Below are 15,088 nucleotides of genomic sequence, written 5' to 3'. Positions count from 1 at the left end.
TTAATCTTTAAATAATCTAGATCGTTTTGTAAGATCTTGTATCAATTGCTCTTCCTCTTCACTTTCCAATAAAGTGTTATAGTTTTTCCAAAAATCCTTATGATAAGGCCTCACAGAAAAAATATCTGAATCCCAAGTGGAGGCCAATCGACTGGCAATTGTTTCCTCATCAAAAATTACATCTGTAAATAAGATTTCTTGAATCGTGTAGTAATAACGTTCATCTCTATTGAACTGTTCTTTTTCCTCATCTGTCATATCTACAGATGGTTTTGCCCCAACATTAACTAATTTGGGGGTTTCATAGTAAATATAATTGGGATACATGCGGCCATCAAATTCCAAATAATTAATTACTAATTTATGGTTGGTTTGTGTGCCAAATAAATCCTTGCTTCGCTTTTTCTGATTTGGAGAAGCTGCTACTAATTGATATTCAATTTTTTTGATGGCATAATTATCATAATAAATATACATCCACCCCTCAGCTTGGTATCCATTATTAAATATACCTGGCGTATTTAAATCTACATAATCTAGACCACCTTCAATTTTTACCTTATAAATTTTTCTTTCATTGTCTACCAAAATTGTATCTAATTCAAATTGGTGATTTGTTAAAATATCTTCTCCAAACAATGAATTGGATGCTGTTGAATTACGCACCAGATTTAACTTGCCTTGAAGCAAATTTTCTAATCCATTAACCCTTTGATCATTCCATTTAATTGCATTTACCAAAGTTGATATTCTTATGGTATCTCGCCTTAAATTTCGCGCCCTTAAGTTGCGCTTATTGGATTTATTTGTGAGATAGGCAGCATAAGCGAATAAACTATCTACATCTCGCAGATCATAACTTTTCCTAACCTCATCAACGTTAATCTTAAGTTGCTCAGCAGAATTTGTCGCATAACCCGAATCATATACAGTTATCGCGCTTTCTATCAACCACTTAAATTCCTTTTTATTTCTTTCCTTATGCCTTAGAAAGCCTTTTAATAAATACGGATTCTCAGGCATAGTTGCCTCTAGTTTTTGCAATGCCTTTAAAACAATTTCATTTCCAGTTGTTGGTCTAGGTTCTGCCACCAATACAACTTCATCTAATTCAGCCACATCTTCTTCCAAGAAAACGTCCATGGTTCCGTCAAATTCATTCACAGGCGTCTTAAAACTTTTGTAGCCAATAGACGAGATAACTAAAGTATCGGCATCATGCTCTTCAGGAACCAAAAGCACAAATTTTCCGTCAACATTGCTCATTGTTCCAATAGTGGTGTTTTGGATATAAATACTTGCACTCTCAATAGGCATCATGCTCATAAAATCCACAATTTTACTCTTAATTTCGGTTTGGGAATGAATACTTGAGAATGACAACAGAAGGGTAAAAGTCAAGATTGACTTTAAGATTAGGGGCAATTTCTTCATATTATTCTATCTAACAGACTACAAAGTTCTGTAGGTTGGTTATCTACTAATAACGTAAAATTAAGTTGTTTCTTTTATTTAAAGTAAAATCTTCAGATTATATAGGTGAAATATTATGCCTTTTCAAATGGACAAACAGTTTATTGCATATGGACACCTTTAATGCCAATTTTGGTTATATATTTAGCCAATAAACAGAAATTTTACCCTGATGCGGGAATTTTTAAGGGGGCTTATTTCGACAATAAGGGAATTTCTCGTTAGGCACTTTAAGTGGTTTGACGAAAAATTACCCTATATCATCACCGTTATAATTGGCTTGATCTTGGTGGTTGGAGGTATTAATCTTTTTATTGAATTAACTGAAACTCTCACAACAGATACTCTCGCCTATTATGACGAGCAGATAACGCAGTTTTTTGTAGCAAATAGAACTCCGGGACTTACCAAATACATGTTATTTGTCACCTATGTAGGGGATGTTCATGGTTACCTTATTGTATTGGCACTTTGTATTCTAGTTACCACCTTGGTATTTAAGCGTTGGAAATGGGTGCTTCAAATTTCATTGGTTTTGGCCTTATCGGCAGTGTCTAATATGATTTTAAAACGTTTTATAGACCGCGCAAGACCAGGGATTGAACATATGGTTTCTGTTGAAACACTTAGTTATCCCAGTGGGCATGCCATGAGTGCGATGGCATTTTATGGTTTCCTCATCTTCATTTTCTATAGATTTAAAATGAATCCGATGCTAAAAATAGCGTCTATTTTATTATTGGCATTCCTTATTTTAAGTATCGGAATTAGCAGGATTTACCTTGGCGTGCATTTCCCATCGGACATTGTTGGTGGATTTATTGCTGGCTTTATATGGGTGGTATTCTGTGTATTACTTTTTTACACCATTGAACTTTTTAGAAGGGATCCAAAAACCTAAATAGAAAAATATTATTAGTCCATTTTGAAAAAGGAATTCAGTTTTAGACTAATTTCGCCCAGTTATTTATTTCCGTGACACTCTATCGTAAAGTCCAAGCGGTTGAACGGGTTTTCAAACAATTGGAGAAGGATTTGGCATCCTTTCAAAATGCTACAAATTTGAGATGTTTTCAGGGATGTGGACGTTGTTGTACTACCCCAAATATAACAGCCACAACTCTAGAATTTATTCCCTTGGCATACCATTTACACAAACAAGGCTTAGCCATTCAATGGTATCAAAAACTTTCCGTTTATAATGTATCTAATTGTTTTGCATTTAACCATTTAGTTATTGAAGGAATCGGTGGAAATTGCGGCCAATATAATTATCGCGGACTCATCTGTCGACTATTCGGTTTTTCTGCAATGAGGGATAAATATGGAACTGCACAATTAGTGACATGCAAAACATTGAAAGAAGGGAAGACGCAAGAATATCAAGTGGCACAACAACACATATCATCTGGTAAACCTGCTCCGTTGATGAGTAATTATTACTATCAAATACAATCAATAGACGGCAACTTAGGTTCAAAATTATTGCCTATAAATATGGCGATGAAGGAAGCATTAAAAGTTGTATTAAGCTACTATGCATATCGACGACCTCGATCGGCCTAATTTTGGCTCAAACTTTCATGAATTGTATTGAGAAGGGTGCCATTATCTCCGCCAAATTGCCAGAACATTATGCCGCCTAGACCTTCATTTTTCACATAATCTGTCTTTATTTTTAACGAGTTACTGTCTTCATATGTGACGAAACAGGAGTCTTTTTCTCGCCACAGGTATGGTGCTTTTGCACTTTCATCCCAATTGGGAGTAAAACCGGAATTAGATCGAAGGGTATCCTCCAGAGCTTTGTAAGAAATACTGCCTCTTGCACCATTAGATTCTTGATATAACCCATGGTCAGATGGCATGGAACCTATCCACCAACGGCCATAAAAGGGCACTCCAACCACCAATTTAGATTTTGGCACACCAGCCTTCAAATGCTGAATAATTGCTTTAGTAACACTCATTCCATAAGGGTTGAGGGAGGAAGCTTCAAAATTGGAATGATGGCCCACAACATTAGAACCGCCCGTATAAAAGTCGTAAGTCATTATATTTATGAAATCTAAGTATTGTTGCGCTGTAGCCAAACCTGTATGATCTAAATAAGATTGGCTCGCTCCAGTAGCAATTGTCAATAGGTTTTGATTAGGTAATTGTTTATCCAATTTTTCTCTGAGCAATTTCAAAATAGCTGTGAAATTTTCTTTGTCTTCTGTGCGATGTTTATTTCCTGCACCTGGTAAACCGGGATATTCCCAATCTAAATCGACACCGTCTAAACGATGCTCTTTTATAAATTCAATAGCACTATTGGCAAATAGTTCCCGCGATTCAGGGGTGAGAACTGCGTCTGAAAATCCTCCTGACCAACCCCAACCACCAACAGAAATGAGAATTTTCAATTTCGGATTGTATCGTTTGAGATTAATGATCTGCTCCAATGTTTCAGCATCACTATCTTTACCTAGCACAATTTTCCCTTTCCTAATATTTGCAAAAGCATAATTGATATGGGTAATTTTATTGGCTTTTTCAAAGTTTTGCCCCCAATCGTCCTCCATACCCCTCACATATGCAATAACTCTGTAAGGACTAAGATCATTAGAGGAATTTCCGGAAGGATTTTTAAGGCTTGTGCACGAAAATAAACTTATGCAAACGAGTAGAGAGTATCGCATTGAATTATGGATATATAGTAAAAAATATAGGTTAAACAAAGGCTGAGTATCCTGTTATTGCCCGACCCACAATTAAGGTATTTATCTCCTTAGTACCTTCATATGAATAAATAGCTTCTGCGTCAGCAACGAAACGAGCAACGTCATACTCTAACAGTATACCATTACCTCCCATAACTTCTCTGGCCTTACTAACCACATCCCTGGTCCTCAAAGAACAAAATACTTTAGCCAATGAGGCATGTTCATCTGTCAACAAACCTTGGTCTTGTAATTCAGATAGGCGGAAAACCATAGTTTTCATAGCCGTTAGGTTAGATAACATCTCTACCAAATGATTTTGGATTAGTTGGTAAGATGCAATTGGTTTACCGAATTGCTCACGCTTCTTAGTATATTTTAAAGCACTTTCATAAGCACCTCGCGCACAACCTACAGCCTGCCAAGCCACACCTGCCCTAGTCATTCGTAAAACTTTCGCAGTGTCTCTAAAAGAATTAGCATTTTGTAATCGGTCGCTTTCAGGTACTTTACAATCGGTCAAGGTTATCAATGCGTTCTGGGTAGTTCTTAAGGCCATTTTATCTTCCATTTTCTCAGCCTTAAACCCTGGATTTCCCTTTCTTACTAAAAATCCTTTCACCTTATTAGATAAAATATCTCTTGCCCAAATAATTACAACATCAGCAAATGTTGCATTACCTATCCATTTTTTTTGTCCGTTTAAAACCCATACGTCTCCTTCTAAACGACAGGTAGTCTCCATGCCTCCAGAAACTGCGCTTCCAACATTTGGCTCTGTTAAACCAAATGCCCCTACCACCTTCATTTGCTGCATCTTGGGTAACCATTCTTGCTTCTGTTCTTCACTTCCACAGAGGTAGATAGAACCCATTGCTAATCCGCTATGAACACCAAAAAAGGTTGAAATTGAAACATCCACCCTTGCCATTTCTTCGGCAATTATTCCCTCCATAATAAATGGATAATCAGGACACCCGTAACCTTTATACGCGATTCCAGCTATATTCAATTCAGCTAATTTGGGTATTAATTCATGGGGGAATGCAGCACGTTTCCAGTAGTCGTTGGCAATAGGCTCAACCTCGTTTTCCATAAAGTTTCGAACTTTCATTTGAATTTGTCTCTGCTCTAAGGTTAACTTTAAATCGAGATCATAAAAATCCCCATCTATTGGAGGGAGTTTGTGTTGACCCTTTTTACCATTGCTTTTCAACATTTTTAAAAGGCCATCAAGTTGTCGTTCATCAAGCTCTCCCACGGTTTTCATAATTTGGGAAATATCAATTTTCTCAGAAATCCGATTGAGTTCAGCAAAATCGACACTTTTCATTAATTGAATAACCTGTTTTATTTTATTGAATAATTTCATGTTGGTCGTAATATGAATATTATAGCCACAATTTCATTAGTTGGGCATATGTAATTTAAACCAAAAATTTATAGAATTTTGAACCGAAAAGAATTAAGAATATAAAAAATCTCTAATTCACCTAGCTAATCACGTTTTGAAATGATTATTGTGGAATTGTAACAATTGCAATAATTTATACACCAATAAAATAAAAAATAGATGTTAGGCATTAGATTATTTAAACGGAAAAAGTACAATTCCTTAGCCTTTTTACTCATACTAGCCATTCTTTTAATAATTCTTGGCCTAAAATTTCTTGCTTGGTTTTAGCTTCAATTATATAGAATAAAAAAACCGCCCCTTTCGGAGCGGCCCTTTTTCATAGCAATTAATAATTTAATTTGGCATAATTACCGTGTCTATAGCATGTATTACACCGTTAGATGCACCAACATCGGTCATTATCACTTTTGAAGCATTTCCTTTTTCATCTGTAATAACCACATGATCTCCGTCTAAACTTAAGGTAATTTTTCCCCCTTCAACGGTTGTAGCCATGAATTTTCCATTGTTCTTTTTAATTGCAGCCACAACATCAACAGCTTTAAATTCACCCTTTAAAACATGGTAAGTTAAGATTCCTGTTAAGGTCTTTTTTGCATCAGGTTTTAACAGGGATGATACTGTTCCATCCGGTAATTTGTTGAATGCATTGTTAGTGGGAGCGAAAACCGTGAAAGGACCATCAGAATTCAATGTTGCAACTAGATCGGCCGCTTTTACAGCAGTTACTAGTGTACTGAAATTTTCATTTCCGGCAGCAACACCAACAATTGTTGGGTCTTTAGAAATAGTTGTGGCATCAGAATTAACCATAGCCAAATCATTTTTGTGTTGTGCAATAGCCAATACGGTAAATAAGGCTAAAGTTAGTGTGGCAATTTTTTTCATTTTTTCTTCAATTTTATTTTAACCAAATGTAGAAGTTTGAAATCCATTTATTCTTAATTTTTGTTTAAAGTTTTTTATTTATTATTAAACAAAATAAAAGATTTTGAAAATTCCAATGATTAATCCTTCAACTAGCCAATTGATATTTATTGTAAATTTCGATAATGGTAAATTCCATAATTATGCATAAAAGTATTTTAGCACTTACAGTCATTCTCCTTTGCGTATCTACTCTTTTTTGTCAAACCCCTGGAGAACGCTTAAAAGAATTAGGGATAGATCTTCCTGAAGTTTCCAAACCTGTTGCCAATTTTGTGAAATGGAGAAAATCAGATAATCTTTTGATTTTGGCCGGCCATGGGTCTCCCGTTAAAGGAAAACTAGGGGAAGATTTAAGCATTGAACAAGGCTATGAAGCTGCCAGACAATCTGGAATTTTAATTTTAGCCACCTTAAATGAGGCCTGCGGCGGTGATCTCTCAAGAATAAAACAGTTCTTAAAAGTTAGGGGAGTCGTTAATTGCACACCAGATTTTACCGATCAGCCAAAAGTTATGAATGGTTTTTCTGATCTCATGGTTGAAGTATTCGGAGAAAAAGGAAAACACGCTCGTGCTGCAATGGGAGTAGTTGCCCTTCCCTTTAATAATGCAATTGAGATAGAAGTAATAGTAGAATTAGAGAACTAAATTCACTTCTTTAAATTTGCACACCTAATAGCTCCTGAACCTCAATAAATGTTTAAATCGGTTATTGTATTTACGTTATTTATTCTATTACCCAGGCTATCCTTGGGTCAATTGGTAAATATCGAATCTCAACGAATGCAGACGGACTCAATAAGATTTGTGTTGAGTGCCGATTTTTCTTTTAGCCATGCCAATAATGATGGTAGCACAGTTAATCAGGTCGACGGTTCTTTAACTTCCCAGTTCAAGTCTAAAGATTTGAGAAAGATCTATTTTTTAACAGCCAACTACATGTTAATAGACTCAGATAATCAAAAGCTTCAAAACAGTTGGTTTTTGCATGCCAGGTTCAATTATAAAATCACACAGTTTTGGAGGTTTGAAGCCTTTATACAAAGTCAATTTAATGAGCTTTTGGAAATTCAACAGCGCAACCTAATTGGCGGTGGAATACGAATGAAACTCTTCGCAAAAAAGCAATTGACTGCCTATTTAGGAAATAGTTATTTGTATGAAATGGAAAAGAATATTGATGAGGGCTTAACTTATTATAACCACAGAAACAGTAGTTATCTCACCCTTATATATATTCCCAAAACAGAACGCTTTAGTGTTTCAAATACCGTGTATTATCAACCTCTTTATGAAAATCTAAAGGATTACAGGATCCTCGAGCAGTTTAAATTAAACGTTCCCCTATCAAAGGTTTTTAAAGTATTCGCCTTATTCAATTATTACTTCGACAGTTTAACACCTTTAGGAAAACAGGAATATAGCACCAATTTTAATTTTGGACTCGGAATAACTCTGTAACTAAACCTTACTATTTACCCAAAGCGCATGGATTACGCCCGGCACCCAAAAAAGAAGTGTCAATAACAAATTGATAATAAAATCGCTATTAAAACCTTTTTTTAGAAAAACGGCTAACGGAGGCAATACTAAACTCAGTATAATTGTGAGAAGTGACATATTAAATTTTTGGTTTGGAAGTAAATTAACCTCTTGGATAAATTTAATTGTATCCTATTAAGATTTTCTTTGATTTAATCCTACCAAACCCCCTCATCCCTACTCTAGGGAACATTGAAATCCTTAACTTTAAGGATATGAATTTAAGGAAAGATGCTCTTAGCATTTTTAATGCGGCAATAAAAGCGGTACACCCTAGCGAATTGTTGAAAGACATTTTGAACAGGGGTTCGGATCATTTACTTATTGATGGTGTAGCTTATCCTTTCGATTCTTTTGAAAATCTTTATGTCATTGGAGCCGGAAAAGCCGGGTCGGCAATGGCAGTTTCCGTAGAGAAAAATTTAGAAGATTTAATTAAAGAAGGTTTGGTTATTACCAAACACGGCCATCTATTAAAAACTGAGCATATTGCAATCCTAGAGGCTGGGCATCCCATACCAGACGAGCATGGGATAGAATCAACCAACAAAACACTTGAATTATTAAAAAAGGTTGAGCAAAATGATTTGGTTTTATGTTTAATCAGTGGAGGAGCTTCAGCCATTTGGTGCGATCTGCCTGAAACATTAAATCTCCATGACTACCAAACGACTATAAAAAAACTTCTAAATAGTGGCGCTGACATTTCAGAAATGAATACAGTTCGAAAACATCTTTCAACACTAAAAGGTGGCCAATTATTAAAGCAAACCAATGGAGCTAAGGTAATTTCATTGATCATTTCGGATGTCCCCGGAGATGACCCATGCATTATTGCCAGTGGTCCCACTCAATTTGACGAAAGCACATTTTCGGATGCTTTAAACATTTTAAAAAAGTACGACTTACTCAATGAAATACCAGAGTCAATTAAAACACATCTGGAAAATGGCAAATCTGGGCGAATCGAAGAAACTTTAAAACCAAATTCTCCATTTTTAAAGGATTGTCGGAATATTATCTTGGGGACGAACCACAAGGCTTTGGAAGCCGCCAAAATTAAAGCCCAAGAATTGGGATATAACACTCAAATTAACGAACGTTTGGTAATTGGCTCAACAGAGATCGAAGCAGTAAAATTATGCCGAAACCTATTTGAAATGAAACTTCATCGACCAAGCTGTATACTTCAAGGAGGGGAGACAACCATTAAAGTTACCGGCAATGGTAAGGGTGGAAGAAATCAACATTTCATATTAACTGCCTTGGAATATTTAGATTCTCAACAGCACTCTTATCCACCATTCTGCTTAGTAAGTGGCGGAACGGATGGGACAGATGGCAGTACCGATGCTTCGGGAGGAATAATAGACCATAGGAGTTTAAAAAAAGTAGGACGATCAAACATGGATTTGAAATTATTTAAAGCCAATTTCGATTCTTATCATTATTTAAAGGAAATGGATAGCCTTTTGCTAACTGGGCCAACCCAAACCAATGTTATGGATATAATGATCGGTTTGGTAGACAATGAATTTTAATTAATAACATCATATGTAATGGAACCCTCTCTAGACTTTAGTTCAATCGATACTGTGACCTTCATTATGAAAATTGGAGCAGCCACTTTATCTGGAATATTTATTGGATTAGAACGTGAAATGAAAGGCAAAAGTGCCGGACTTAAAACTAATACACTAGTCGCCGTAGGTGCTGCTATTTTTATAATAATCTCCCTACAATTTGAAAATGTAAAATATGTAGATCTTACGCGTGTGCTGAGCCAGGTGGTCACAGGAGTAGGATTCTTGGGAGCCGGAGCTATACTTCAAAAAAAGAATAAAGACAAAATTAAGGGTTTAACTACCGCTGCCACTATTTGGTGCTGTGCTGGCGCCGGTTGTCTTGCTGCAGTTGGCATGTACAAAGAATTAGCCATTCTTACGGTATGGGTCGTATTATTTAATCTGGTTTTTGGTTACGTTGATACAAAAATAAGGCCCCATAAAGAAGCTTGATTCAATTTTAGTCATTGTCCACCGTCAACAAGAAGTTGCGAATATTAGACCAAAAACGATCAGTAATTGTAGAGGTTTCCTCCTTCACTTTTGCCCTCAATTCTCTTTCAAAACGGTCGAAAGGGATTGTCTTTTTGGATAAATCTTTTTCTTTTTCGTTTAACATGGCCATTTGGCAACCCTGAAACACTTTAACCGTTTTAAATCCTTCCCAGACAATTTCGAAATTGATGAATCTACCATCATTTTTTATCTCTTGCATTATTGATTGGACATGGGTTTTCGGACCTTCCAAAATCTGGAATATATCATTCCCATAATGCACCAAACAGCCTGTGATATCAAGTTTCTTCTTTTTCTTGGACAATTCTGTGTGAAAAGCAATTATTTCAGCCTCTTTAAGATTCGGTGTTCCCTGTGATTTATAAGTTAGCTCATAACAAGCAGAGGCGGTCTCAACTAATTTCCTATAATCGCTTGGTAAATGCCCAAAGCGTCTTTGGTACATTTTAGAAAAATTACTTCGGCTACTTAGGCCTATTGTGTATGCAACCTCCGAAATGGAAAGATCAGTTGTTTCCAAAAGCATTTTTGCCCGCTCCATGCGCATGTCGGAAATGAAAGTGTGCACAGATTTTCCAAAAACATGATTGAATCCCTTTTGGAGTTTGTTGGAAGACAACCCAAATTCAGATTGTAAATTTGAAATATTGATATTTCCAGCAAGGTTTTTGGCAATATAATTACCAATCTTCAAGATTTTATGGGTCTCTTGTTTTCTAAGGGGAGAATTTTGAGCGATATCCGTTTTAGAACTTATAGTAGCACCTATTTGATGGGATAATAAGTTGAGAAGACCTGATTCTAAATGTAAGCGACCGACTATGCCCTCTCCATTTGAGGTAATAATATCTCGAACTAAATCTGCTTCTGCCAACATCATTTTACCAACGTGCCTATAATTGGCCTCATCTTTCATAACCTCAAAAATGTCAGCCAACACATCCCGCATAAATGTAGGATTGATATCTTGTGTTTGAGGTAACATTTCCTGTACCACGAAAATAACTGTGCCCATTATTTTTTCATTAACCCCAAAACGAACCATATTAACAGCATCATTATTGGAAAAAATGACAACATTGTGAAGAGGATCCATTCTGTGGTCATTCCCTTCTTTGTCAAAACGGTGGTAAACATGCCCTTCTAGGCAGTATAAGAAATAAAGGGGATTCATTAAGGATTCATCCTTGTAATACATCACCTCTTTATAGAAGGTAATGTTGTAGAGTAAACAACCCAAACCAGGAGAAAGGTTGTAACCCATAATGGTTCCTTTGCCATTGGCATTATCCAGCACCATTGTGGCCTCTCCATGGCCTTCATAAAATTCTGCTTCTAAATAAACGGCTATCCGTCTTAACGTATCAGTGACGCTGGCTTCCCTTAATACTAACATTGCAAAAGATAAACTAAACCTAGAATTTTATTAAACAAATAAAATGTTAATGAAAACTAAATATACAATTTTTCAAAATAGAGCCAAATGCTAATCCTCAAATATAGAGTAAGTTATACCTTATTTTTGTAATCTGCACAATTTAAAGAGATTAGAATTGAACAGGCAGTTAAAATAGTGGTAGAAGTAGTAAATTTATTAGTTTTCGTAGATAAGAAGGAAATTTCGAATGTTTGACCAAAATCTTTCGGTAATGTTTGAATTTTCTTCTTTAACCCTAGCCTTTAATTCTTGCTGCAATCTATGTACTGGCGTGGTTGATTTTGCAAAATTATCTTCCTTCTGATCTAAATTTACCATGCGCCAATGATTAAAAGACCGAATACCTTTAACTCCTTCCCAAATGATCTCAATTTTGGTATGTCGATCGTCCTGTTCAATTTTAGACATAATTTCCAAAACATGACTTTTTGGACCTTCTAAAATCTGAAAAAATTCTTTGTTATAGAATACCAAACACCCCGTTACATCTAGTTCCCTATTTCGCTGGCCTGATATGTCATAAATATTTTTAATTTCATCAACGGTGATACCTTCTTTTGCCTTAGACATATAGGTTAATTCGTAACATGCAGCTGCGCTTTCAATAGCTTCTTTATATTCACTTGGCAAATGACCAAAACGCTTAAAAAATAATTTTGAAAAGTTACTTCTACTGCTAAGACCAATGCTATATACGATTTCAGAAATACTTAGATCAGTGGTTTCCAATAGCATACGCGCATGCTCCATACGAGTGTCGGTTATAAACGAATGAACCGACTTACCAAATACATGTTTAAACCCACTTTGTAATTTATTTGGCGAAAGTCCAAATTCTCTTTGCAACCTGCTAATGGTTACATCATTAGAAATATTCTTTGAAATAAAATTACCTATTTCCAATACCGTTTGGGTTTCCTTTTTACGAATGGGAGAATTATAGCTTATATCATTATTTGAAGTGAAATGGGCCCCGATCTGTTGAGATAACAAATTTAAAATGGAGGATTCCATATAAAGTCGACCTACAATCTCATCTGGCTTGTTAGTTACTATATCTCGAACCAAATCCGCTTGGGACAACATCATTTTACCAATATGTCGATAGTTATAACTGATATCGATATTTTTGAAAATTTCCAAAAGCACACCTTGCAAAAAGCTAATCTTGGGAGAATTGGTAAATTCTATATTTTCCTTCACAACATATATAGACGTACATAAAATCTTTTCATTAATGCCAAATTTTGCGCTATTTGAGTTATCCTCTCTAGAGGCAAGAACATAATTATGAAGAGGATCCAATTTAACATACTTCTCCTCCTTGCCAAAGCGATGGTATACCCCTCCTTCGAGTATATATATAAAATAAAGAGGGTTCATTAGGGTTTCATCTTTGTAATAGGAAATTTCCTTAAAGAAGGTAATATTCCATATTAAACAACCCAAGCCAGGAGACAAATGGTAAGCACGGACGTTCCCTTTACCGTTCTCATTATTAAGTTCTAAAGTACCTTCTCCTTGTTTCTCAATAAAATCAGCCCTTAGATGTATAGCTAATCGACGAAGTGTATCAATAACGGTTGCCTCTCTAACGAAAAACATAAAAATTTGTAATATAAAAATTCATCCAAAAAGCGCAGAATACAAATTCCTGCAATCTGACAAATATAAAATTTTTTTAAATTGAATTTACCCGTATCTCTCTAATAGTGTGGGATAAGCACAATTTTGTGGCATTTGAGTTAAGGTTATTTTCGTTACCGTTAATTGAAATTTAGCAAAATCAATGAAATCGAATATATAGTTAAGCCTTATTTTATTGAGAACATTTGATATTTTATAGAGCACAAAATATTAAGCCAACTCGCCTCTGTTCAATCTCATTTTAATCCTAACCCCATCTAAAACATTTTGAACTTTAGATTCCAAATTTGAATAGGCATTATAGAACAGTTGATATTTAGGCAAATCGTCAATTTTATTGAATTGAATTTGAAGATGGATTGCCCGATTTTCCAGATCATCCAAATTGATATTATTTGAGCGGTAATCGGTAACTAAAGAATCTACAGCGCTGTAGATATGCTGAATATTTTCCATAACCTTAAAAATTACTTTCTAAAGTTCAAGATTTCATCTCTATCAAATTTGCTCAAATGAGATTTAGGTGGACGCAATTAGTTGCTAGAAAAGAAAATCCCCCTGAAACGGAGGATTATAAGTAGCCTCACCAGGACTCGAACCTGGATCTAAAGTTTAGGAAACTTCTATTCTATCCCTTGAACTATGAGGCCAAAACCACTTTTAAAAAGCGGCAGTAAAATTACAAAATTTAGTTGGTTTGTAAACTCCAGAATTTTAGTCATTATCACCACACAGATTATTATACCTCCTATTGTCAAGAGTTCTACAATCCTTTTAACCGATCTATTTTATTAACTTTATGAATGTGCTTATTTATTGTGGTTGAATTATGAAAACCACGAACATCATACTTAAAATTATCATTTGGGCTGCAAGGATTTGGGGCGGACTAGTAATTGCATTTGTTGGGTCTATAATAATAGGGCACCTATTTTCTCCCGTAAATGAATTTGGCACACTTTCCGACCTTAATGAACTAGTTATTTTTATATGTTTCCCAATCGCAACACTCATTGGTTTATTAGTGGCCTATAAATGGGAGTTTGTCGGTGGGGCAATTTCAACAATTGCCATGATTATTTTAGCCTTTATCAGTTTCGATATCCCGTCTGAAATACAATTCATTTTGGGCATTTATACCCCTGGCATACTATATCTTTTATATTCGGTAATCAAAAAAGGTTTTAAAACCCCATAATCGTAACTCTATTTCCGATTCAAACTTTTTAATCTAACTGCTATATATGTAATGCATTTTTTCAAATGCATTTTATCCATAAAATTTGCACCGCACAGTAAGTCGTCGACAATTTCAGATTGATTATCAATTATCTATAAGTTCTCAGACAGTAATGGATAACTTCACATTACCTAAATCTGAAATGGAACATAATCTCGACTTAACCATGACACTTCTAAACGACATCCGCCAACAATTTAATATTCGCTTTAAAGCGATAGTGGCATACGCCCTTATATTTTTTGCAATCATATTATTAAGTTCATGCAAGACTACAAAAGCTGGCTTAGAAGACAGAGGTTACACCTGTGTTGAAAACGGAGAGGGTGGCTGGATTTGCACCAAAGGTGAAAATGCCTATCTATGTCAGCAAAAAAAGGATGTAGACCCAAAAGTAGTTTTAGTGACAAAATAGTCTTTTTATCTTCAGATTAGGGCCTATTTCTTGTGGTCTTATGACCAAAATCATTTGTTTTTACATTCTAAGTACTACTGCTATTTCTCAGGTAAAAAATGGTACATTTTTACCAATGTTAATTGATTAAAATCACAATTATAACTCAAGAATTCGTTAGTTTTGAGTTAAATTCCAATTGGGCAATTCAAGTGTTCAAAT

General features: G+C 35.3%; 16 protein-coding genes and 1 tRNA gene. 8 read left to right on the top strand and 9 right to left on the bottom strand.

Annotated features, from left to right (window positions below; translation table 11 throughout):
• Entirely contained in the window at positions 1–1,434 is a 1,434-nt protein-coding gene (locus ISU00_RS07070) for a carboxypeptidase-like regulatory domain-containing protein (RefSeq protein WP_228853352.1), read from the bottom strand.
• A gap of 211 nt (positions 1,435–1,645) precedes the next feature.
• Here ISU00_RS07070 and ISU00_RS07065 point away from each other — a divergent pair, with 211 nt between their 5' ends.
• Entirely contained in the window at positions 1,646–2,374 is a 729-nt protein-coding gene (locus ISU00_RS07065) for a phosphatase PAP2 family protein (RefSeq protein WP_228853351.1), read from the top strand.
• 74 nt (positions 2,375–2,448) lie between these two features.
• Positions 2,449–3,039, top strand: coding sequence for a YkgJ family cysteine cluster protein (locus ISU00_RS07060; RefSeq protein ID WP_228853350.1), 591 nt, complete (start codon positions 2,449–2,451; stop codon positions 3,037–3,039).
• On the opposite strand, the gene ISU00_RS07055 is transcribed toward ISU00_RS07060, so the two are convergent.
• The 3 genes from ISU00_RS07055 to ISU00_RS07045 all read right to left on the bottom strand — a co-directional run bounded on the left by ISU00_RS07055 (position 3,036) and on the right by ISU00_RS07045 (position 6,483).
• The gene (locus tag ISU00_RS07055) at positions 3,036–4,157 is read right to left on the bottom strand and encodes a glycoside hydrolase family 18 protein (protein ID WP_228853349.1); all 1,122 of its coding nucleotides are present in this window, start codon (positions 4,155–4,157) and stop codon (positions 3,036–3,038) included. The genes ISU00_RS07060 and ISU00_RS07055 overlap by 4 nt on opposite strands.
• 31 nt (positions 4,158–4,188) lie before the next feature.
• On the bottom strand, positions 4,189–5,550 hold the full coding sequence (locus tag ISU00_RS07050) for an acyl-CoA dehydrogenase family protein (RefSeq protein WP_228853348.1): 1,362 nt from the start codon (positions 5,548–5,550) through the stop codon (positions 4,189–4,191).
• Between the two features lie 378 nt (positions 5,551–5,928).
• On the bottom strand, positions 5,929–6,483 hold the full coding sequence (locus ISU00_RS07045; RefSeq protein ID WP_228853347.1) for a fasciclin domain-containing protein: 555 nt from the start codon (positions 6,481–6,483) through the stop codon (positions 5,929–5,931).
• Positions 6,484–6,665: 182 nt separating this feature from the next.
• On the opposite strand from ISU00_RS07045, the gene ISU00_RS07040 reads away from it, so the two are divergent.
• Positions 6,666–7,172 (top strand): RidA family protein, encoded by a 507-nt coding sequence (locus ISU00_RS07040; RefSeq protein ID WP_228853346.1) that lies wholly within the window; start codon positions 6,666–6,668, stop codon positions 7,170–7,172.
• Positions 7,173–7,220: 48 nt separating this feature from the next.
• Positions 7,221–7,985, top strand: a complete 765-nt coding sequence (locus ISU00_RS07035; RefSeq protein WP_228853345.1) for a DUF481 domain-containing protein — start codon at positions 7,221–7,223, stop codon at positions 7,983–7,985.
• Here the strand turns inward: ISU00_RS07035 and ISU00_RS07030 are convergent, their stop codons facing one another.
• On the bottom strand, positions 7,986–8,144 hold the full coding sequence (locus ISU00_RS07030; protein WP_228853344.1) for a YqaE/Pmp3 family membrane protein: 159 nt from the start codon (positions 8,142–8,144) through the stop codon (positions 7,986–7,988). It abuts the gene before it with no gap.
• Positions 8,145–8,281: 137 nt separating this feature from the next.
• Here ISU00_RS07030 and ISU00_RS07025 point away from each other — a divergent pair, with 137 nt between their 5' ends.
• Together ISU00_RS07025 and ISU00_RS07020 are read left to right on the top strand one after the other, a co-directional pair.
• Positions 8,282–9,607 (top strand): glycerate kinase type-2 family protein, encoded by a 1,326-nt coding sequence (locus ISU00_RS07025; protein WP_228853343.1) that lies wholly within the window; start codon positions 8,282–8,284, stop codon positions 9,605–9,607.
• An 18-nt stretch (positions 9,608–9,625) separates the two neighbouring features.
• Complete coding sequence (locus tag ISU00_RS07020) at positions 9,626–10,084, top strand: MgtC/SapB family protein (RefSeq protein ID WP_228853342.1); 459 nt, start codon at positions 9,626–9,628, stop codon at positions 10,082–10,084.
• Between the two features lie 7 nt (positions 10,085–10,091).
• On the opposite strand, the gene ISU00_RS07015 is transcribed toward ISU00_RS07020, so the two are convergent.
• From ISU00_RS07015 to ISU00_RS07000, 4 genes are all read right to left on the bottom strand, one after another.
• Positions 10,092–11,543, bottom strand: coding sequence for a helix-turn-helix domain-containing protein (locus ISU00_RS07015; protein ID WP_228853341.1), 1,452 nt, complete (start codon positions 11,541–11,543; stop codon positions 10,092–10,094).
• A gap of 198 nt (positions 11,544–11,741) precedes the next feature.
• Complete coding sequence (locus ISU00_RS07010) at positions 11,742–13,190, bottom strand: BLUF domain-containing protein (RefSeq protein ID WP_228853340.1); 1,449 nt, start codon at positions 13,188–13,190, stop codon at positions 11,742–11,744.
• 252 nt (positions 13,191–13,442) lie between these two features.
• On the bottom strand, positions 13,443–13,688 hold the full coding sequence (locus ISU00_RS07005) for a hypothetical protein (RefSeq protein ID WP_228853339.1): 246 nt from the start codon (positions 13,686–13,688) through the stop codon (positions 13,443–13,445).
• A gap of 122 nt (positions 13,689–13,810) precedes the next feature.
• Positions 13,811–13,882: transfer RNA gene (locus tag ISU00_RS07000), tRNA-Arg, on the bottom strand.
• A gap of 179 nt (positions 13,883–14,061) precedes the next feature.
• Between ISU00_RS07000 and ISU00_RS06995 the strand changes: the two genes are divergently transcribed.
• Together ISU00_RS06995 and ISU00_RS06990 are read left to right on the top strand one after the other, a co-directional pair.
• Entirely contained in the window at positions 14,062–14,430 is a 369-nt protein-coding gene (locus ISU00_RS06995) for a DUF7670 domain-containing protein (protein ID WP_228853338.1), read from the top strand.
• A gap of 184 nt (positions 14,431–14,614) precedes the next feature.
• Positions 14,615–14,887, top strand: coding sequence for a hypothetical protein (locus tag ISU00_RS06990; RefSeq protein WP_228853337.1), 273 nt, complete (start codon positions 14,615–14,617; stop codon positions 14,885–14,887).
• The last annotated feature ends 201 nt before the right edge of the window (positions 14,888–15,088 follow it).

Origin of the sequence: Aegicerativicinus sediminis (assembly GCF_015476115.1) — a bacterium.
GTDB classification, from domain to species: domain Bacteria; phylum Bacteroidota; class Bacteroidia; order Flavobacteriales; family Flavobacteriaceae; genus Aegicerativicinus; species Aegicerativicinus sediminis.
Note: the sequence above shows the minus strand (reverse complement) of the source record. Positions and strands in the feature narration are given on the sequence as shown.